Annotated in this window: 15 protein-coding genes and 2 pseudogenes; 7 read left to right on the top strand and 10 right to left on the bottom strand. The window is 59.2% G+C overall.

Features of this window, described 5'->3' with window-relative positions:
- Positions 1-253 precede the first annotated feature (253 nt).
- Positions 254-601: pseudogene (locus AABM52_RS17410) on the bottom strand (Lrp/AsnC family transcriptional regulator); the annotation flags it as partial.
- Between AABM52_RS17410 and AABM52_RS17415 the strand changes: the two are divergent.
- The 7 genes and pseudogenes from AABM52_RS17415 to AABM52_RS17445 form a co-directional block, all read left to right on the top strand.
- A pseudogene (locus tag AABM52_RS17415) lies at positions 601-728 on the top strand (3-methyl-2-oxobutanoate hydroxymethyltransferase); the annotation flags it as partial. The pseudogenes AABM52_RS17410 and AABM52_RS17415 overlap by 1 nt on opposite strands.
- Positions 729-783: 55 nt before the next feature.
- Positions 784-1,032 (top strand): hypothetical protein, encoded by a 249-nt coding sequence (locus AABM52_RS17420; RefSeq protein ID WP_347907154.1) that lies wholly within the window; start codon positions 784-786, stop codon positions 1,030-1,032.
- 485 nt (positions 1,033-1,517) lie between these two features.
- Positions 1,518-2,918: a GABA permease gene (gene gabP / locus AABM52_RS17425; RefSeq protein ID WP_347907155.1), complete on the top strand. Its 1,401-nt coding sequence runs from the start codon at positions 1,518-1,520 to the stop codon at positions 2,916-2,918.
- Positions 2,919-3,019: 101 nt separating this feature from the next.
- On the top strand, positions 3,020-4,141 hold the full coding sequence (locus AABM52_RS17430; protein WP_347907156.1) for a GlxA family transcriptional regulator: 1,122 nt from the start codon (positions 3,020-3,022) through the stop codon (positions 4,139-4,141).
- A 73-nt stretch (positions 4,142-4,214) separates the two neighbouring features.
- Positions 4,215-5,336: a Re/Si-specific NAD(P)(+) transhydrogenase subunit alpha gene (locus AABM52_RS17435; protein WP_347907157.1), complete on the top strand. Its 1,122-nt coding sequence runs from the start codon at positions 4,215-4,217 to the stop codon at positions 5,334-5,336.
- An 11-nt stretch (positions 5,337-5,347) separates the two neighbouring features.
- Complete coding sequence (locus AABM52_RS17440) at positions 5,348-5,698, top strand: NAD(P) transhydrogenase subunit alpha (protein WP_046042645.1); 351 nt, start codon at positions 5,348-5,350, stop codon at positions 5,696-5,698.
- A complete protein-coding gene (locus AABM52_RS17445; protein WP_347907158.1) occupies positions 5,695-7,131 on the top strand; it encodes an NAD(P)(+) transhydrogenase (Re/Si-specific) subunit beta in 1,437 nt (478 codons plus the stop codon). The genes AABM52_RS17440 and AABM52_RS17445 overlap by 4 nt, the downstream gene beginning before the upstream one ends.
- Before the next feature lie 81 nt (positions 7,132-7,212).
- Here AABM52_RS17445 and AABM52_RS17450 read toward each other — a convergent pair whose 3' ends face one another.
- The 9 genes from AABM52_RS17450 to AABM52_RS17490 all read right to left on the bottom strand — a co-directional run bounded on the left by AABM52_RS17450 (position 7,213) and on the right by AABM52_RS17490 (position 18,886).
- Positions 7,213-8,316, bottom strand: a complete 1,104-nt coding sequence (locus AABM52_RS17450; RefSeq protein ID WP_347907159.1) for a GlxA family transcriptional regulator — start codon at positions 8,314-8,316, stop codon at positions 7,213-7,215.
- 678 nt (positions 8,317-8,994) lie between these two features.
- Positions 8,995-10,659 (bottom strand): arylsulfatase, encoded by a 1,665-nt coding sequence (locus AABM52_RS17455; RefSeq protein WP_347907160.1) that lies wholly within the window; start codon positions 10,657-10,659, stop codon positions 8,995-8,997.
- A gap of 57 nt (positions 10,660-10,716) precedes the next feature.
- A complete protein-coding gene (locus tag AABM52_RS17460; RefSeq protein ID WP_347907161.1) occupies positions 10,717-11,511 on the bottom strand; it encodes a cyclase family protein in 795 nt (264 codons plus the stop codon).
- A complete protein-coding gene (locus AABM52_RS17465) occupies positions 11,495-12,493 on the bottom strand; it encodes an NAD-dependent epimerase/dehydratase family protein (protein WP_347907162.1) in 999 nt (332 codons plus the stop codon). The genes AABM52_RS17460 and AABM52_RS17465 overlap by 17 nt, the downstream gene beginning before the upstream one ends.
- Positions 12,494-12,503: 10 nt before the next feature.
- The gene (locus tag AABM52_RS17470; RefSeq protein WP_347907163.1) at positions 12,504-13,487 is read right to left on the bottom strand and encodes a fumarylacetoacetate hydrolase family protein; all 984 of its coding nucleotides are present in this window, start codon (positions 13,485-13,487) and stop codon (positions 12,504-12,506) included.
- On the bottom strand, positions 13,484-14,065 hold the full coding sequence (locus tag AABM52_RS17475; protein ID WP_347907164.1) for a cupin domain-containing protein: 582 nt from the start codon (positions 14,063-14,065) through the stop codon (positions 13,484-13,486). The genes AABM52_RS17470 and AABM52_RS17475 overlap by 4 nt, the downstream gene beginning before the upstream one ends.
- A 13-nt stretch (positions 14,066-14,078) precedes the next feature.
- Positions 14,079-15,326 carry an MFS transporter gene (locus AABM52_RS17480; RefSeq protein ID WP_347907165.1) on the bottom strand — a complete coding sequence of 416 codons (1,248 nt, stop codon included), beginning with the start codon at positions 15,324-15,326 and terminating at the stop codon, positions 14,079-14,081.
- Positions 15,316-17,787 carry an MMPL family transporter gene (locus AABM52_RS17485; RefSeq protein ID WP_347907166.1) on the bottom strand — a complete coding sequence of 824 codons (2,472 nt, stop codon included), beginning with the start codon at positions 17,785-17,787 and terminating at the stop codon, positions 15,316-15,318. Before AABM52_RS17485 ends, AABM52_RS17480 begins: the two co-directional genes overlap by 11 nt.
- Positions 17,788-17,791: 4 nt before the next feature.
- Positions 17,792-18,886 (bottom strand): YCF48-related protein, encoded by a 1,095-nt coding sequence (locus AABM52_RS17490; RefSeq protein ID WP_347907168.1) that lies wholly within the window; start codon positions 18,884-18,886, stop codon positions 17,792-17,794.
- Between the last annotated feature and the right edge of the window lies 1 nt (position 18,887).

The raw sequence follows: 18,887 nt of genomic DNA on the forward strand, positions 1-18,887 counted from the left end.
ACACATCGGCAACTACTAAGCCACGTTAATTGACAGAACGAAATCTGCAATAGTGCAACATGACACCATTGACTTTTTATCAAGAGGCAATACAGCGCAGCGATTTAAAAGTTTACCTCTTAAGTAACGCAGAACAGATATGGGACCGTGATTACATAGGCGAGTAAGCTTTAAGAACTTCAATCTGGACAAAACATAAATTCATCACTATCAAGAATACTGTCAAACGCAATTCAGTGAAGGGCAGCGCGAATCACAAAGGTAGTGGTCGATCTTGAATGACCCGCTTCATGACCAGGGTCGAGGTCAGCCGTTGCACATTAGGTAATCGAAAGGTCTCATCATAAAGCCTTTGAAAGGCTGGCAAGTCCTGTGCAATGACGTGCATCAGGTAGTCCGGTTCGCCGAATAATCTCTGCGCATCCACCACCTGAGGTATATCAATGAGCGCCGTCTCGAACGCTTCGACAGCTTGGCGGTCACCTTCTCTCAGCGTGGCAAACACCATGGCGGAAAAATTCAGCCCCAAGGCACCGGGATCAAGCTGTGCTCGATAGCCCAGCAAAACACCAGACTCCTCCAATGCCCGCACTCGCCGATGAGCATCAGTTGGTGGGCTATCGCGTACAGGGCCAGGCAAAGATGCGCAGCGTTTGATCGACCGTGCCAAAGCGTTTGAAACCGCCGGCGCATTCGCTGTTTTGATTGAAATGGTGCCCGGTGATGTGGGTCGAGCCCCGAGCATATTTTTTAATCTCCCGCTCTCACCTTCAAGGAATCTTCATGAAAAGCCTAAGAGAACGCGCCGCCGAAGGTCTGCAGGTTGACCCGATCACCTGCCACTGGCTCATCACTGACATCGATGAGCGAGGCCACGCAAAAGCCGAAGTTCGGATATTCAACGCAGAAGGCATCACGGTACTGGAGGCGGCGACCACGGGTGCGTTGCCAAGACCTGAACAACGCGAGCGACTCACTCAGATGCTCTCTGAGGGAGATCCCACCCATGGTGCTGGTCGGTCCACGAGTTGAGTGACTGAAATGGTCAATCTCGGTCATTCGTGGACCGCTGCTTTTGGTCGTTTTCAGCCGGTCGCGACAGACAGTAATCATCCAGTCCGCTCGTCCCAGAGAGATCTCACGACCCTCGTCTCGAAACCTTCTCGCCCGCTTAAACCTTCCAGGCTATCCCCATCCGTTGCTGCCTTGGCAGAATCCTCAACAAAACAAATTGATTGCGCCCGGCCATTTCATGACCGATTGGTATTCAACGTGAACGCTAAATTGGCACGTGTCGATATCAGGCAAGGAGGTGGCGTGAACAGGTAACTGAATTGTCGAACAAGCCGGGTAAGGTGACGCCTTCTTTTCATAGAAATAACCACATCGCGACGATGGGTTTGATAAGAACTGCAGCGTTTGAAGGGTGCCATTTTCAGGAAGAGGCAGCAGGAAACGATGATGATCCGTTGCCCCCTTCAATTCGCTTAAATGTCGATCAGCAGAGAAAAAAACCAATGATTAGCCCGAGCTCCAAGGATTCGAGTGGCCAATTGGCGCAGGGCTTCAAGCCTCGTCACGTAACAATGCTGTCTATCGCCGGGATTATCGGCGCTGGTTTATTCGTTGGCTCAGGACATGCCATTGCAGCTGCTGGCCCGGCCGTCCTATTGGCGTACCTATTTTCAGGCCTGCTCGTCGTTCTGGTCATGCGCATGCTCGGTGAAATGGCGGTGGCCAACCCGGACACCGGCTCGTTCTCCACCTATGCCGACCAGGCAATAGGTCGTTGGGCAGGCTTCACCATCGGTTGGCTGTACTGGTGGTTCTGGGTACTGGTGATCCCTATCGAAGCACTGGCCGCCGGCCATGTGTTGAACCAGTGGTTTCCCCAGATCGATGCCTGGCTGTTCGCCCTGGTGTCGATCATTGCGTTGGTGATCACCAATCTGTTCAGTGTATCCAAGTACGGCGAGTTCGAATTCTGGTTCGCCATGGCCAAGGTGGTGGCGATCATCGGTTTCATCGGCGTGGGTTTTGCCGTGCTGATGGGCTGGGTTCCCGATCGGGACGTCAGCGGATTGAGCGGACTGATGGCCGAGCATGGCGGGTTTGCCCCCAACGGCCTGTCGGCGGTAGTCGGCGCTTTCATCACCATCATGTTCAGCTTCATTGGTACTGAAGCTGTGACCATCGCCGCCGCCGAATCCGACAATCCCTCGCAGAACATTGCCAAGGCCACGCGTTCGGTGATTTGGCGCATCGGCGTGTTCTACCTGTTGTCGATTTTCGTGGTCATCTCCGTGGTGCCCTGGAACGATCCGCTGCTCGCCCAGGTAGGCTCCTACCAGCGGGCACTGGAGATCATGAACATTCCCCACGCCAAGTTCATGGTGGACGTGGTGGTGCTGATCGCCGTGGCCAGCTGCATGAACTCCTCGATCTACATTGCTTCGCGCATGCTGTACTCGCTGGGCCGTCGTGGCGATGCGCCGAAGGCGCTGAAGGCGACCTCCTCCGAAGGCGTGCCGCGGGCAGCAGTCATCGCCAGCACCGTGCTGGGCGCAGCGATCACCGTTTGGAGCTACTTCATGCCCGCCGGGCTGTTTGACTTCCTGCTGGCCAGCTCCGGCGCGATTGCCTTGCTGGTGTACCTGGCCATTGCGGTGTCGCAGCTGCGCATGCGCCGGATGTTGCATCGGCAGAACGTTGAGCTGACCTTTCGCATGTGGCTGTTTCCATGGCTGACGTGGCTGGTGATCGTGTTCATTTGCGCAGCACTGGCAGTCATGATGATCACCCCGGAGCACCGTACCGAAGTCAGCACAACCATTGGACTGGCGCTGGCGATTTCCTTTATCGGCCTTGTGACGTCGCGTCACCCTGCGCAGGCTGCGAGGGTGACGTCAGTGGGATAAAACCAAGGAGTTATTTGCGCCAAACCTGATACTCCCTACGCCAAGGCTGGGGGGTATTACAAGCTCCTGCGTCTCAGGCCGTAATCGCTCTTTGTGAGGACATGACCACGATGTCATCGAACTCCACCGTGTCCGACGGTACGACTCAATCCGTTGGTTTTCTGCTGTTGGATAAATTCACACTTATTTCCCTGGCGTCTGCAGTAGAGCCACTGCGCATGGCCAATCAGTTGTCGGGGCGGGAGCTATATCGCTGGCATACGTTCAGCCCCGATGGAGTGCCTGTCTGGGCCAGTGACGGCGTGCCAATCACTCCGGATGCTTCGTGGAACAATCCATTGGTGGCGGACACTGTAATCGTGTGCGGTGGTGTTGGAATCCAGAGCGTGATTACCCGCGAGCACATTACCTGGCTGCAAGCCCTGGCGCGTAAATCCAGGCGGTTGGGAGGCGTGTGCACCGGCAGCTGGGCGCTCGCAAAAGCCGGGCTGCTCGATGGCTACGAGTGCAGCGTGCATTGGGAATGTTTGGCTGCAATGCAGGAAGCTTTCCCGCGAGTCAGCATCAGCGCGAGCCTCTTTACCCTCGACCGGAACCGATTCACAAGCTCCGGCGGAACAGCGCCAATGGACATGATGTTGCACCTGATCGGCCGCGATCATGGCCGTGAATTGTCGGCTGCCATTTCGGATATGTTTGTCTACGAGCGCATACGCAACGAACAGGACCATCAGCGCGTTCCGCTCAGGCATGTGCTGGGAACTCATCAGCCAAAGCTGCAGGAGATCGTCGCGTTGATGGAGGCCAATCTCGAGGAACCGATCGACCTGGATAACCTTGCAGAATACGTTGATCTGTCACGTCGACAGCTGGAACGGCTGTTTCAGAAATACCTCCAATGTACGCCGTCACGCTACTACCTGAGATTACGCCTTATTCGAGCGCGACAACTGCTTAAGCAAACATCATTGTCGATCATAGAGTTGGCGTATGTATGCGGTTTCGTGTCCACACCACACTTTTCAAAATGCTATCGCGAGTACTTTGGTGTTCCACCAAGCGACGAACGTTCCGGCTCTGAAATGAGTCGAAAACCGGCAACGCTTGCGACTACGCAGCAGTCTTCGACTAGTCCGCTGACAGCGCTCGACCAAGCACGAAACGAATCGACTTTTGCCAGTGTTCGGATGATTGATCGTTTTGATTTGGCGCAATCGTGCTGATCGGCCGTCCCTGCCGCCCCCATTCATCCGTAGTGCATGGGTTTACTCTATAAGATCACGCAGGAGATTTGACGTGCACATTGGTGTTCCTCTCGAAACCCAGACCGGTGAAACACGGGTTGCTGCAACCCCGGAAACCATCAAGAAGCTGATCGGCCAGGGCCATAAGGTCACTGTACAAAGCGGCGCCGGCATTAATGCCAGCGTTGTCGACAGTGCCTATGAAGCCGCAGGCGCAAGCATTGGCAGCGCCAATGACGCGTTTGGTGCAGAGCTGATTTTGAAGGTGGTCGCACCCAGCGACAGCGAGTTGGCGCTGATTAAAAGCGGCACCGTTGTAGTGGGCATGCTCAATCCGTTCAGCAATGAAACCATCGCCAAAATGGCCGAGTGCGGGATTACCGCCTTTGCCCTTGAAGCCGCACCTCGTACCTCCCGCGCCCAAAGCCTGGATGTGCTGTCCTCGCAAGCCAACATCGCCGGCTATAAAGCCGTGTTGCTGGCAGCTCACCACTACCCTCGTTTCATGCCTATGCTGATGACCGCTGCTGGCACCGTGAAAGCGGCCCGCGTGCTGATCCTCGGTGCCGGCGTGGCTGGTTTGCAGGCCATCGCTACCGCCAAACGCCTGGGTGCTGTGATCGAAGCGTCTGACGTGCGTCCTGCGGTAAAAGAGCAGATCGAGTCCCTCGGCGCCAAATTCGTCGACGTGCCTTACGAAACCGATGAAGAGCGTGAATGCGCCGTCGGTGTCGGCGGTTACGCCCGCCCGATGCCGTCCAGCTGGATGCAGCGCCAGGCCGCCGCGGTGCACGAACGCGCCAAGCAGGCTGACATCGTTATCACCACCGCGCTGATTCCCGGCCGCAAGGCGCCGACGCTGTTGAGCGCGGAAACCGTGGCACAGATGAAGCCGGGGTCGGTGGTCATCGACCTCGCGGCCGCCCAGGGCGGCAACTGCCCGCTGACCGTGGCCGATCAGGTGGTCGTCGAAAATGGCGTGACCATCGTTGGCCCGACCAACCTGGCCAGCGCCGTGGCGGCTGACGCTTCGGCGCTGTACGCACGCAACCTGCTGGACTTCATGAAACTGTTGTTCGATAAAGAAGGACAACTGGTGATCAACCTTGAAGACGATATCGTCGCCGCGTGCCTGATGTGCCGCGACGGCCAGATCGTGCGCAAGAACGGCTGAGGATAAAAACAATGGAAGACATGCTGATCTCTCACGGTATCTACAACCTGATCATCTTCGTGCTGGCTATCTATGTCGGTTACCACGTGGTCTGGAACGTCACACCGGCACTGCACACACCGCTGATGGCGGTCACCAACGCCATCTCGGCCATCGTGATCGTCGGCGCCATGCTCGCCGCCGCCCTCACCGTGACCCCGCTGGGCAAGACCATGGGCACCCTGGCCGTGGCCCTGGCTGCGGTCAACGTGTTTGGTGGCTTCCTGGTGACCCGCCGCATGCTGGAAATGTTCAAGAAGAAAGCGGCCAAAGCTCCGGCTGCAAAAGCCGCAGCAGTCAAGGCTGAGGTGCAGCAAGCATGAGCATGAACCTGGTTACCTCCCTGTATTTGATCGCCTCGGTCTGCTTCATCCAGGCGCTCAAGGGCCTCTCGCACCCCACCACGTCGCGTCGTGGCAACCTGTTCGGCATGCTCGGCATGGGCCTGGCGATCCTCACCACGGTCGGCCTGATCTACAAGCTGGGCTCCGAGTTGGCGCAAGACGGTATCGTCTACGTGATCATCGGCCTGCTGATCGGCGGCACTGCCGGTTCGATCATGGCCAAACGCGTTGAAATGACCAAGATGCCCGAACTGGTCGCCTTCATGCACAGCATGATCGGCCTGGCCGCGGTGTTCATCGCCATCGCGGCGGTGGTCGAGCCGCAGTCGCTGGGTATTGTTGCGCAACTGGGTGACGCGATCCCGGCCGGTAACCGCCTGGAGCTGTTCCTCGGTGCCGCCATCGGTGCAATCACCTTCTCCGGCTCGGTCATTGCCTTCGGCAAGCTGGCCGGCAAGTACAAGTTCCGCCTGTTTCAGGGCGCACCGGTACAGTTCAGTGGCCAGCACAAGCTGAACCTGCTGCTGGGCCTGGCCACACTGGGCCTGGGCGTGACCTTCATGCTCACCGGTGACTACACCGCTTTCGCCGTGATGCTGGCCCTGGCCTTCGTGCTCGGCGTGCTGATCATCATCCCGATCGGTGGCGCGGACATGCCAGTGGTCGTGTCGATGCTCAACAGCTACTCCGGCTGGGCGGCGGCGGGTATCGGCTTCTCGCTGAACAACTCGATGCTGATCATCGCCGGCTCGCTGGTGGGCTCGTCCGGTGCAATCCTCTCGTACATCATGTGCAAGGCGATGAACCGCTCCTTCTTTAACGTGCTGCTCGGTGGCTTTGGCAATACGGCAGATGCGGCCGGCCCGGCGGGTTCGAAAGAAGCCCGTCCGGTGAAATCCGGCTCGGCTGACGACGCGACCTTCCTGCTGACCAACGCCGACACCGTGATCATCGTGCCGGGCTACGGCCTGGCGGTGGCCCGTGCCCAGCACGCGTTGAAGGAACTGACCGAGAAGCTGACCCATCGCGGCGTGACCGTGAAGTATGCGATCCACCCGGTTGCCGGTCGCATGCCCGGCCACATGAACGTGTTGCTGGCCGAGGCCGAAGTGCCTTACGACCAGGTGTTCGAGATGGACGACATCAACTCCGAGTTCGGCCAGGCCGACGTGGTGCTGGTGTTGGGCGCCAACGACGTGGTCAACCCGGCCGCCAAGAACGATCCGAAATCGCCGATTGCCGGCATGCCGATCCTCGAAGCGTTCAAGGCCAAGACCATCATCGTCAACAAGCGCTCGATGGCCAGCGGCTACGCCGGTCTGGACAACGAACTGTTCTACCTGGACAAAACCATGATGGTGTTCGGCGACGCTAAAAAGGTCATCGAGGACATGGTCAAAGCCGTCGAGTAAGTCCTGCCTCAGCGCAACACTAAAATGAAGCCCCTCCCCTATCCTGCGAACGTCACGCCTTCGCAGGATAGGGGTGAAGATTTATAGACGAACGCTGGCAAAAGTTGACTCGTTACGTGCCTGGCTCAAAGCTGACATCGAACCGGCCAACGGCGAGAGCACCAATGCTTGCGGCAGCGGCATCATCGCCACCTGCTGCGCGGTATTGGAACCGACGCGCTCGTCACGCGGCGGAATGCCGAAGTATTCGCGGTAGCACTTGGAGAAGTGCGGCGTGGACACGAAACCACAGATCGAAGCCACTTCGATGATCGACATCGGCGTTTGCTTGAGCAACTGTCGCGCACGGACCAGACGCAGTTTCAGGTAGTAACGCGACGGCGAGCAGTGCAGGTACTTCTGGAACAGCCGCTCCAGTTGGCGACGGGATACATCGACATACACCGCCAGTTCGTCCAGGTCGATCGGCTCTTCGAGGTTGGCCTCCATCAGCGCGACGATTTCCTGCAACTTCGGTTGATTGGTGCCGAGCATGTGCTTGAGCGGCACGCGCTGGTGATCCTGTTCGTTGCGGATGCGCTCGTAGACAAACATTTCCGAAATGGCCGCCGACAGCTCACGCCCGTGATCACGGCTGATCAGGTGCAGCATCATGTCCAGCGGCGCGGTGCCTCCGGAGCTGGTGAAGCGGTTACGATCGAGGGTGAACAAACGGGTACTCATTACTATCCGCGGGAAAGCTTCCTGCATCGCCGCCAGGCACTCCCAGTGCACGCTGCAATCGAAACCATCGAGCAGTCCGGCGCAGGCCAGGGCCCAGCTGCCGGTGCAGACCGCACCGAGGCGGCAGGCCTTGCGGGCCTGGCTTTGCAGCCAGGATACGTGTTCACGGGTAACGGTGCGCTGGATGCCGACGCCACCGCAAACGATGATCATGTCCATTGGCGGGGCTTTGTGCATGGAGGCATCGGGGGTGATCTGCAGGCCGTCACTGGCCCAGACCTGGCCGCCGTCGACGGTGAGGGTGGTCCAGCGATACAGCTCGCGACCGGACAACTGGTTGGCCATGCGCAGGGGTTCCACTGCGGAGGCCAGAGAAATCAGCGTGAAATTGTCCAGCAGCAGAAAGCCGATGGATTGAGGCGCACGGTTCTGGGGTTGGGCCCCGGTGTTGAACGTCGTCATCGCGGTATCTCCTCGCACAAAGCGGGTGATTGGCCTCAGGCAAAGGCTCTTTTTATTATCCCACCCAAAAGTTGGTGGGTTTGTTCCTATTCAACAAGCAAAGCTCATACCCAATTACATAAGTTTGAGCGGATCCAAAAACGACATCATCCAATGTCTCTATGCTGAAGGTTTGCAGGGCGGGAGCCATAAGGAAACGCTTGAGTTTGTGCCTGCGTTCATCAACGCTGTGCATTTTTGTAGCATATACGCGAGAGATGTCTATAAACGACAACTTACTTGTCACCGACATCCGCGTGTCGGTTTTTGAATAAAATAATGACCAATGCCCCGATTTGGGCTGGCACAAGGGCCGGTTTGTTCAATCTGAACGCAGGCTAAGGCGAGCATCAGCTTCACGCCCTGAGGAAGTCGGTCCGCCCAAACTGCCTGCTCATTGGCTGGTGAAAACGCCTTTTTTTTGCACGCGGGTACGTAAAATCCGAGTCCGGAAGCCTCTGCCAAAAGTAAAGATTTCAATCTCGGGCGCGTACTTTTCTGATGCGCAAACCATGGCCGACTTTTTCAACAGAATCGGTCGGTAGCTGCCCTTCGCGACAGGCAGTTATCTGTTCTATCCATATCGAGAGCAGTCTTCAACACTGATCGCTCAAAGCATTACTTTTCCGTAGCGCAGTATTACTGAGACGACTGCCCGGCAAAAACAACACCCACCTTATTTGCATACTTCAACCATGCTTCCTTCAGCCGTTGCACCGTCTCTGGTTGGTTGGCAGCCAGGTCTGTGGTTTCGCCACGATCCTTCGCCAAATCAAACAATTGCCATTGCAATGGTTGCGCGTTTTCGCCAAAGCCTGCCTGGGGTCGAAGGCCCAACAACTTGATATTGCCCTCTCGATAATAAGCGTTGCCGAACAGCTCTCCAGCCAGGCTGTCATCGCTGTGCGGGCGTCCATTACCGGCAAGCATTGGCAGCATTGATTTACCGGTGATCGGGTGTTTACCCGTGGCCGTTAGCGCTTGGTTTGGCAGTGCGATACCCGCCAGTTCCAAGAAGGTCGGTGCCAGGTCATCAACCCGCGCAACACCGCGCTCCACCCCTTGACGACGTAGTGTCTTGGGCAGTTGGATTATCGCCGGCACGCTGATGCCTCCCTCTGCGGTGGTGCCTTTGAACAAATGGAATGGAGCGGCGCTGACCTCAGCCCAACGCAATCCATAGTCGATCTGAGAACCCGGCCGGCCGAGATTGCCCAAGCTGTTGTCAGTGTGCGTGCCCGGTGGATAGAACTGTGCATGGTTCTCGCCCGCCGCGCCGTTGTCCGACATGAACACGATCAAGGTATTGTCGTATTGCCCGCTCTGACGCAGGTAATCGATCAATCGGCCGATGTTATGGTCGAGGTTGTCGACCATGGCGGCGTAGATTTCCATCTTGCGCGCTTCAACACGCTGCTGCTCAGGGCTCAACTGTTGCCAGCCCGGTAGCTTGGGATTCACCGGTAGTGGCTGCGCAGGCTGGGCATCACTGGCCATGATGCCGAGATTTTTCATGCGCTCGATCCGGGCCAGGCGCACGCTGTCATAGCCTTGATCAAAACGTCCCTGGTACTTGTCGAGGTATTCCCTGGGGGCTTGCAGCGGCCAGTGCGGCGAGGTGTAAGCGGCATAGGCAAAAAACGGCTTGCCGTCCTTTTTGCTGTTTTGCAGGTAGCTGATCAGCTTGTCGGTGTAGAAATCCGTGGAGTAAAAGTTGTCCGGTAACGCCACTGCCTTACCGTTTTCGCGGTAGTGCACTTGCTCAAGCTTGCTCGGCTCGACACTGGAAGGTTTAAAGTGCGATGCACCGCCCTCCAGCAAGGTGAAGGACTGCTCGAATCCCCGCTGATCCGGCCCTTGATCCGCCTCCAGGCCCAGGTGCCATTTACCGACCATCAGCGTGCTGTAGCCGCCTTTTTTCAGCAGCTCTGCAATCGAGTACGAGCGCTGGTTCAGATACCCCTCGTAACCCGGCTTGCCACGTTGAAACGGTTGCAATGCTTCAGCCATGGTGCCGAGCCCGGCGAGGTGGTTGTCGGTGCCGGACATCAGCATCGAGCGCGTGATCGAACAGGTCGGCGCCGCATACATGTTGGTGAACTGCAAGCCGTCCCGGGCCAGTTGATCCAGGGTTGGGGTGGTGATGTCGCCGCCATAACTGCCCAGGTCGGAATACCCCAGGTCATCGGCCATGATCAGCAAAATATTGGGCTGCGCCGAATCAGCGCTGGCCGCCAGGACCAGGTTACTACCCAGCGCCAGCACGGCCGCCAGGAATGTTTGAGGCAGACGCAAAAGAGGCATGCTTTTATCTCTTATTGTTTTGGTTCAAGGACTGTTTCTGCTTTTCCCGCAGGCGCCCTACTCTTCGAATATCGCCACCGCCCGCACAAACCCGGCCGACGCATGTTTGATCTTGTAAGGAAAACACGACACTTCGAAGCCACTGGACGGCAGGGATTCCAGGTTGGCGAGTTTTTCCATTTGCCCATAACCGATATCGCGTCCTGCCTTGTGCCCTTCCCAAATGATCGAGGCGTCGCCGTCGGCTGCAAAGCGCTCACGGGTGTATTTGAACGGCGCATCCCAACTCCAGGCATCGGTGCCAACGACCCGCACCCCACGTTCCAATAGATACAACGTGGCTTCACGACCGATGCCGACGCCGGCATCGAGATATCCCGGCTGGCCGAACAGCGCGCCGGCGCGGGTGTTGATCAGCACGATGTTCAGCGGCTGTAACGCGTGGCCAATTCGCGCCAGTTCAGCTTCGATCTCGTCGGCGGTCACCACATGACCATCGGCCATGTGCCGAAAATCCAGCTTCACGCCCGGTTGCAGGCACCAATCCAGCGGCAGCTCATCGATGCCAAAAGCCGGCTGCCCGCCATCGGTGGTCGAAGCGTAATGCCAAGGCGCATCCATGTGCGTGCCGCTGTGGGTGGTGATGTGCAGTCGCTCCGCAGCCCAGGATTCGTTGCCCGGCATCTGCTCAAGTTGCAGGCCCGGAAACATCGCGGCCATTTCCGGCCAGCCTTGCTGGTGATCCATGTAATCGATCTTCGGCAGCAACGGTGGCGGATCGGTGTAGGGGTTATTGTCGAGGGTGACCGAGAGGTCCACGAGACGACGTTTTGGCTTAGTTGGCTGCGACATGAAAGGTGTCTCCGGTCAGCGGCAAATGTCTGGGATTCGAAGGGTTGAGGGCGTTGCGAACCAGCGTGGCCGCGTTGCGGTCGTGGTTGAATCCAGCGGCCCGCGCCTGGGGTGTTTTCAAGGGCGGCATGCGTCCGAACAACGCTTCCAACCGGGTGTCCGGCGCATGGGTGATCAATGCGCGGCGCTCCTGCCCATAGCGCTCGGCCAATGCATCGATCACCTGGGCAATCGATAAGTGCAACACCGGCACCTGCCACACCCGTTGCGCCCCGAGCAAGTCGCCATCGAGTTCTGCGGCGTGGATCAGGTTGTTCACGCAACAACGGGCGGACATCCACCATGCGGTCGCCTCTGCAGAGACCGGGCATTGATAGGACTCACCCTCGGCAAAAGCCCGCATCAGGTCGCTCATGAATGCAGAACGCAACCCATTGGGTTCGCGAGGTCGGGCGACGATGCCTGGCAAACGCAACGCACGACCGTCCACGTCTGCGCGCCGGGCAAGATCGCTGATGGCGCTTTCCACCATGGCTTTGTGGGTGCCATAGGACAATTCGGGACGCAGCTCGGCAGTCTCGTTCATGCGTGCGGGTAGAACACCCCCGTAAACCGCGACGCTGCTGGCGTACACCAGAACAGGCGGCTGGCTTTTGTTGCGCAGCTGGTTGAGCAACTCCAGGCTGGCCAGCAGGTTGACCTGGTAGCCGAGTTCGTACTGCTCTTCTGCTGCGCCACCGGGAACACTGACCAGATGGAACACCACATCAATGCCGTCGGCCAAGACCCGACGCATCAAGGCCTGGTCGGTCACGCTGCCGAAATGACGGCGAAGACGGGCGTCCTCCGGCAAGCCCTGCAAGTCTTTATCCAGCACCAGCAACGAGCCAATGGCCTGCCCGCGCAAGCTGCCCAGCGCCAGCAGGCAACGCACCAGCTCCCGTCCGACAAAACCATTGGCACCGGTAATCAACACACGCATATGCCGCTCCTCAGCCTTGAGCCTGAACGATGCATTGATCGATTGCGCCGAACAGCGACTGGCCATCGCTGCCGATGACATCCATGTGCACGCGGTCGCCAAAGCGCATAAAGCCGGTTTGCGCGGCACCCAACTCGATCATCTCGATGGCGCGGCGTTCGGCAATACACGCCGATCCCGCGCTTCTTTCGGCATTGGAGACCGTACCCGAACCGATCAGCGTGCCCGCACGCAGCCTGCGTGTGAGCGCGGCATGGGCGATCAACTGGCCGAAACTGAAGTTCATCTGCCCGCCATGGGGATGACCAAACCATTGGCCATTCCAGTGCACCTGCAAAGGCAAATGCACACGACCGTCGCGCCAGGCATCGCCCAGTTCGTCCGGGGTGATGGCCAGCGGCGCGAAGCTGGACGACGGCTTGGCCTGCAAGAATCCAAAGCCTGTGCGCATTTCCCGAGGGGCCAGGGCGCGCAAACTGACGTCGTTGATTTGCAAGATCAGCTTGATGTGTTGCTGCGCCACCTCGGCGGCGCAGCCCATGGGCACATCATCCACAAGCACCACAAACTCGCCTTCAAAGTCGATGCCCTGGCTCTCGCTCGGCAGCGCGATATCGTCGCGCGCGCCGATGAAATCATCGCCCGCCCCCTGGTACATCAGCGGCGTGTGTTCGACGCCGTCGATGGGATCAAGGTTGAACGCTTTCTGCATCAGCGCACCGTGGCTGAGAAAAGCCGAGCCATCGCACCATTGATAAGCGCGGGGCAATGGCGCCATCGCCTGGGCGGGGTCGAAGGCAAAAGCGTCTGTCGCCTCGCCCGCATTCAGCCGAGTCGACAGCGCCTGCAAGCGCGGTTCGGTGCGACTCCAGTGCTCGATGGCTTCTTGCAAGGTGAGCGCCACGGAACGGGCATCCAGCGCCCAGGCAAGATCCCGCGAGACCACGACGAGCTGACCGTCGCGGCTGCCGTTTTCCAGGGTGGCGAGTTTCATGCCGACGCTCCCTTGTCGTTGCTCAACTCAGCGGCGAATCGCCCGTCGAGCAGGATGAAGACCATGCGCACCATTGCTTCGGTGCGGTTGCTCCAAGCGTGATTGGTGCCGCGTTGAACCACCACATCGCCGCGTTTGAGATGCACCTCTTCCTCATCCAGCACCAGCCACACTTCACCTTCGGTGACGATGCCGTAATCGAGGGTCTCGGTGCGGTGCATCAATTTATGTTTGGAGTCGCGTTGGCCGGTGCCTGCATGGGACTCGCCTATTTCGGCGAACACCGCAGCGGCCTCTTCGGCGCTGACCTGGTTCTGCATGCTGTCCGGTGGAATATCCACCACGCGGATGACGCTGCCCTGTGGCCCGGGACTGAGTTGCAAGGGCTTGCTGCTGGGGTCACTGGCGTTGTCGAGCAAAGCCGGGCTGGTGTTGCTGTTCCACAGTTCGTAAAACACGGTGCCCGGCACGGCCGAAAGCGGGAACACGTTAGGCGTCGGCCCGTTGCTGGCGACGATGGCCTGGCCCTGCTGATCGTGACCGGTGACCACTCGTTTGAATTCAGGAAGCACTTGCATGGATAATCCTCGTTCAGTTTTCGTCGGCGATGGTCGTGCCACCGGCCACAACATTCGCGTGGTGCGACAGACCGCCGAGCCGGGGTACGGCCAAACAAGACAGCGCCACCAGCAGTTGCAGCCCACCCACAATGGCCAACGCACGGGGCAGCACCATGGCGTCACCATGGGTCACGCCGAGAACCACCAGGGGGCTGATAAATTCGCCGGCGAAGATGGCCGCGGTAAAACACCCCGCCGCCCGCCCGCGTTGATGGAAATTGACTCGCGCCATGATCCAGGTGATCAGCGTCGGCAACATCAAGCCAATGCCCAAGCCGTTGATGGTCACAGCGACCACGACCTGTACATGGGTCAAGGCGTCAGCCATCAGCAACCCGCCGATACCCGCCAGCACATAGGCGATCAGCAGCATGTGGTGCCCACGCATCCCGCTGAACAAACGAAAACTCAGCGCACCGACCAGCACGCCCAGTTGGTTGGCGCCCATGGTCATACCAATTTGTTGCGGGGCATCCACTTGCAGCAGATTGAGCAGATAACCGGCCTGCACAGGCACAATAAACAGGCTCAAACCTGCCAGCAGTGACAGCACATACATAGGCGCAAGCGCACGCCACGGAAACTTCCCGGTTGGCAACGGCTGTATGGGTTGCTCGGGCTGCGGGCGGGCCTGTGGTTCCCACAACTTCCAGGCCATCAGCGGCAGGAAAATCAACCCCACGGCGTACAACGCAAACGGCGTACGCCAGTCGTTCTGCCCAAGGAAGCCGCCCAGCGCGATAAACACCGCAGCCGACAACGACGTGGCAACCATCTGCAAGGCAAACAGACGCTCGCGCCTGGCGCCGCTGTAGTAGTCGCCCATCAGCGTGGTGCAGCAGGTCATGATGCCAGCCTCGGCCAATCCGATGCCCGCCCGGCTGAGCACGATGGCCTGCAGCGAGTCGAGCCAGAGCGGCAGCACGCCGCAAAGGACATACAGGAACATGCTCGCCAGCAACAAGGGCTTGCGCCCAAGGCGGTCGGCGATCAGTCCGGCGAAGGGCGCCAGCAAGGCAATCACTAACGCTGGCAGCGTCAGTACGACGGGGACCAGCACGGCGCTGCCGTCGACGCCGGCAAAATGCGCCTGCATCCGCGGCAACACCGGGGCCAGCAACACCGCGCCCAACACCGGCAGACAGCTGCCCAGCAGCAGCAACAACGACTGCGCCAATCCGGCCTGCCGGACGGGTTTGACGAAGGTATCAGCGACCATGGCAGTGCTCCTTGAAGCTCAGGTGATGAACGTCCGCAACCACCGCAGGCTCAGAACCCGCCATGTGGGTCACCGCCATCGGCACAACGGTGTCGTGTGCCTTGCGTGCCGGTAACAGGAAGTACGCCAGCGCCGGCAGCAACACCAATGCACCGACCATGTTCCAGACAAACATGAAAGCTAGCAGCACGCCCATGTCGGCCTGAAACTTGATGGACGAAAACGTCCACGTCGCCACACCGATGGCCAACGTGATCCCCGTCAGCATCACTACCTTGCCGGTGGAAACCAGTGCGCGGTAATAGGCTTCGGACAGGCTCGCCCCTTGGCGCAGATGACCCAGGAGAATGCTCATCACGTACAACGCGTAGTCGACCCCGATGCCGACGCCCAAGGCGATGACCGGCAGCGTGGCGACTTTCACGCCGATGTTCAGCCAGACCATCAAGGCTTCGCAGAGGATGGAGGTGAGCATCAGCGGAATCACCGCGCAAACCGTCGCGCGCCAGGAGCGGAAGGTGATCAGGCACAGCACAATCACTGCGCCGTAGACCCAGACGAGCATTTCGCGATTGGCTTGTTTGACCACAATATTGGTCGCCGCTTCGATGCCGGCGTTACCCGCCGCCAGCAGGAACTTCACCTCGTCGGTGTTGTTCTCGGCGGCAAACTTTTCCACATGCTCGACCAGGCGGGTCAGCGTCTCGGCCTTGTGGTCGGTAAGGTAGGCGTACAGGGTCAACAGGCTGCAATCTTCGTTGTACAACCCCCGCGGCGCGCTGGCGGTGATCATGTTGAGCATCGCTTGGTTGTTCTGCAGCTCGTACCACTTCGGGTTGCCTTCACTGAGCCCGACCAGCATGCGCCGGTTCAGCAACGCCAGCGAGTTGGTCGAGTCAACGCCCGGCAAGGCGCGCAGCTGCCAGTCCAGGGCATCGACCTTGGCCAGAATGTCGTAGCGCGCACAGTTGCTGGCAGGGGTTTTTACCATCACCGCGAACAGGTCGCTGCTGGCGCCATAATGACGGGTCAGAAAGGCATCGTCCTGGTTGTAGCGCGAGTCCGCACGCAGCTCTGGGGCACCGGCGTCGAGGTCACCGATTTTCAGTTGCTGGCTGACCAGAAAGCCAACGGCTGCCAATGCAAGGCTGATGGCGACGCACAGGCTGGCCCAGCGCCGATGAGTGAACAGATCCAGAAAACGCCAGAAGGCATGGCGCGTCAGCCCGCTTTGCTCGGCCTGTTCGCTCTTGAGGCTCAGTTGTGCGGCACGCGGCGTCACGCCAACATAAGAGAGCAACACCGGCAGCAAAATCAGGTTGGTGAAAATCAGCACGGCCACGCCAATGCTGGCGATCACTGCGAGGTCCTGAATGACCTGGATCTTGATCAGCATCAGTACCGCAAAACCTACAGCGTCACACAGCAGCGCTGTCAGCCCGGCGAGGAACAGGCGCCGGAAGGTGAATCGCGCAGCCACCACCCGGTGCATGCCACGCCCGATGTCCTGCATGATGCCGTTCATTTTTTGCGCGCCGTGGCTCATGCCGATGGCAAACACCAGAAACGGCACCAGCACGGAGTACGGGTCCAACTGATAGTTCAGCAATGGCAGCAGACCGAGCTGCCAGACCACCGCCACCAGCGAGCACAGCACCACCAGCACCGTACTGCGCAGGCAGCGGGTATACCAGAACAGCACCGCAGTGGTGATCAGGATCGCGACGGCGAAGAACAGCAGGATCTGCTTCAGGCCGGCAATCAGGTCGCCGACTTTTTTCGCGAAACCGGTGATGTGAATCTCGATGTTGGCGCTTTGGTAAGTGCTGCGCAGGGTCTCCAGTTGTTCGGACAAGACCGCGTAATCCAGCGGCTTACCGTCGGTGGTGTTGGCCAACAATGGAACGTAGATGATGCTGGAAGTCTGGTCGAGGGCCACCAATTGACCGAGTTCATTGGAGCGCTGCACATTGCGCCGCAGTGCGTCGAGGTTGGCTGCGGTACCGCTGTAGTCGTCCGGGATCACCGGACCGCCATCCAGGCCATCTTCGGTCACCGCAACCCAACGGGTGGCGGGCGTCCAAAGCGACTTCATGTAAGCCCGGTCGACACCCGGCAGCAGGTAGAGTTTGTCGCTCAGGGTTTGCAGGGTTTTTAGGTACTCGGCGTCATAGATGTCGCCATGCTTGTTAGCTACCACGATGCGCAGCGCGTTGCCTAGACCCGTGAGCTGCTTCTGATGCTCAAGGTAGTTCGCAATGTAGGGTTGCTGTGTCGGGATCATTTTTTCGAAGCTGGCATTGAGCTCGATACGGGTGGCCTGATAACCCAATACCAGGGTCGTCAGCACACATACCATCAGGACCCACAAGCGGTGGTTGAACAGTGTGCGTTCCACCACTGAACCGGAGCGTGGATCGAAATTCGCCAGGCTTGCCGTGGCGTTGTCGAAAGACTTCATAACCTCACTCCGAAGCGGTGGCGATTGACGGCGATACGCGCGTCAATCCAGTGAAACCCGCCAGCGTCAGGCTGCCATCGGCGGCCTGGATGACACTGGAGACGGGCTTGCCGAGCGGTTTGCCATAGGGCATGAGCGTTGCGCCCGGCTGGTTGTGGGTGCGAAACAAGGCTCCGCTCTGATTGACCAGCAACAACTGGCCGTCGTCGGTACGGATGGCATCGCTGAAAGACACCGGCATCGTGACCGGCGCAGGCTGGAAGCTCTGGCCCAAGTCACTGGAGACAAACGCATTGCCCTTTAACCCGGCCACCAGCAACTCACCGTCGTCGCGCATTTGCACGGTGAAAAAGCTGCCCGCATAGGGGCTTTCCAGCGGTGTGAACGATTTTCCGGCATCGTCCGAGCGAGCGAGGTAGCCCTGCTCGCCGGCGAGAAACCAGTGTTGCCCCTGTTGAGTGATCGCCGACAGATGCGCGCCCATTGGGTTATCGATCTGCCCCATGATGGATTGCCAGGTGGTGCCGCCATCGTCGGTGCGAAAGGCCAGGCCGTACGCCCCCACGATCAGGCCGTGCTGGGCATCAACGAATTGCACGGCGAGAAATGGCTTGTCAGCCCCCTCACCAGTCAGTCGTTCAGCCGTTTGCACGCGCGCGGCGGCGGTATCCTGGTCGTTGGCCGAAGGCAGTTGCTGGCGAGCATCTGCCAATTCGAGTTGTGCAGCACGCAGGCCATCCAGTTGCACAACCCAATGTTCTCCCCCGTCATGGGAGGCCAGCACCACACCCGCATGCCCGACGGCCCAACCCGTCTGGGCGTCGACGAACTGCACGGCCGTAAGGCTGACCGAAACCGGCACCGCGGCTTGACGCCAGCTGACGCCGTTGTCATCGGACAGCAACACAATGCCCCGCTCACCCACCGCCACCAGCCGCGCCCCCGCCCGTGCAAGGTCCAGAAGCACCGCGGATTTCGCTTGCGGCGCCTGCATCGCCGGGGTGTCGAGCACGTCGCCCACCGCAGCGGCATGCGCCAGGCTCAACGGCAACGCCATAAGCCACATCAGCCGACCAACCACCTGACAGATTCTGTTCATT

This window comes from Pseudomonas grandcourensis (genome assembly GCF_039909015.1).
Lineage (GTDB): Bacteria > Pseudomonadota > Gammaproteobacteria > Pseudomonadales > Pseudomonadaceae > Aquipseudomonas > Aquipseudomonas grandcourensis.

Excerpts from the sequence above, each read along its gene's own strand:
- AABM52_RS17420 (WP_347907154.1), top strand. The coding sequence starts at position 784 with ATGAAAAGCCTAAGAGAACGCGCCGCCGAAGGTCTGCAGGTTGACCCG.
- gabP (WP_347907155.1), top strand. The coding sequence starts at position 1,518 with ATGATTAGCCCGAGCTCCAAGGATTCGAGTGGCCAATTGGCGCAGGGC.
- AABM52_RS17430 (WP_347907156.1), top strand. The coding sequence starts at position 3,020 with ATGACCACGATGTCATCGAACTCCACCGTGTCCGACGGTACGACTCAA.
- AABM52_RS17440 (WP_046042645.1), top strand. The coding sequence starts at position 5,348 with ATGGAAGACATGCTGATCTCTCACGGTATCTACAACCTGATCATCTTC.
- AABM52_RS17445 (WP_347907158.1), top strand. The coding sequence starts at position 5,695 with ATGAGCATGAACCTGGTTACCTCCCTGTATTTGATCGCCTCGGTCTGC.
- AABM52_RS17450 (WP_347907159.1), bottom strand. The coding sequence starts at position 8,316 with ATGACGACGTTCAACACCGGGGCCCAACCCCAGAACCGTGCGCCTCAA.
- AABM52_RS17455 (WP_347907160.1), bottom strand. The coding sequence starts at position 10,659 with ATGCCTCTTTTGCGTCTGCCTCAAACATTCCTGGCGGCCGTGCTGGCG.
- AABM52_RS17460 (WP_347907161.1), bottom strand. The coding sequence starts at position 11,511 with ATGTCGCAGCCAACTAAGCCAAAACGTCGTCTCGTGGACCTCTCGGTC.
- AABM52_RS17465 (WP_347907162.1), bottom strand. The coding sequence starts at position 12,493 with ATGCGTGTGTTGATTACCGGTGCCAATGGTTTTGTCGGACGGGAGCTG.
- AABM52_RS17470 (WP_347907163.1), bottom strand. The coding sequence starts at position 13,487 with ATGAAACTCGCCACCCTGGAAAACGGCAGCCGCGACGGTCAGCTCGTC.
- AABM52_RS17475 (WP_347907164.1), bottom strand. The coding sequence starts at position 14,065 with ATGCAAGTGCTTCCTGAATTCAAACGAGTGGTCACCGGTCACGATCAG.
- AABM52_RS17480 (WP_347907165.1), bottom strand. The coding sequence starts at position 15,326 with ATGGTCGCTGATACCTTCGTCAAACCCGTCCGGCAGGCCGGATTGGCG.
- AABM52_RS17485 (WP_347907166.1), bottom strand. The coding sequence starts at position 17,787 with ATGAAGTCTTTCGACAACGCCACGGCAAGCCTGGCGAATTTCGATCCA.
- AABM52_RS17490 (WP_347907168.1), bottom strand. The coding sequence starts at position 18,886 with ATGAACAGAATCTGTCAGGTGGTTGGTCGGCTGATGTGGCTTATGGCG.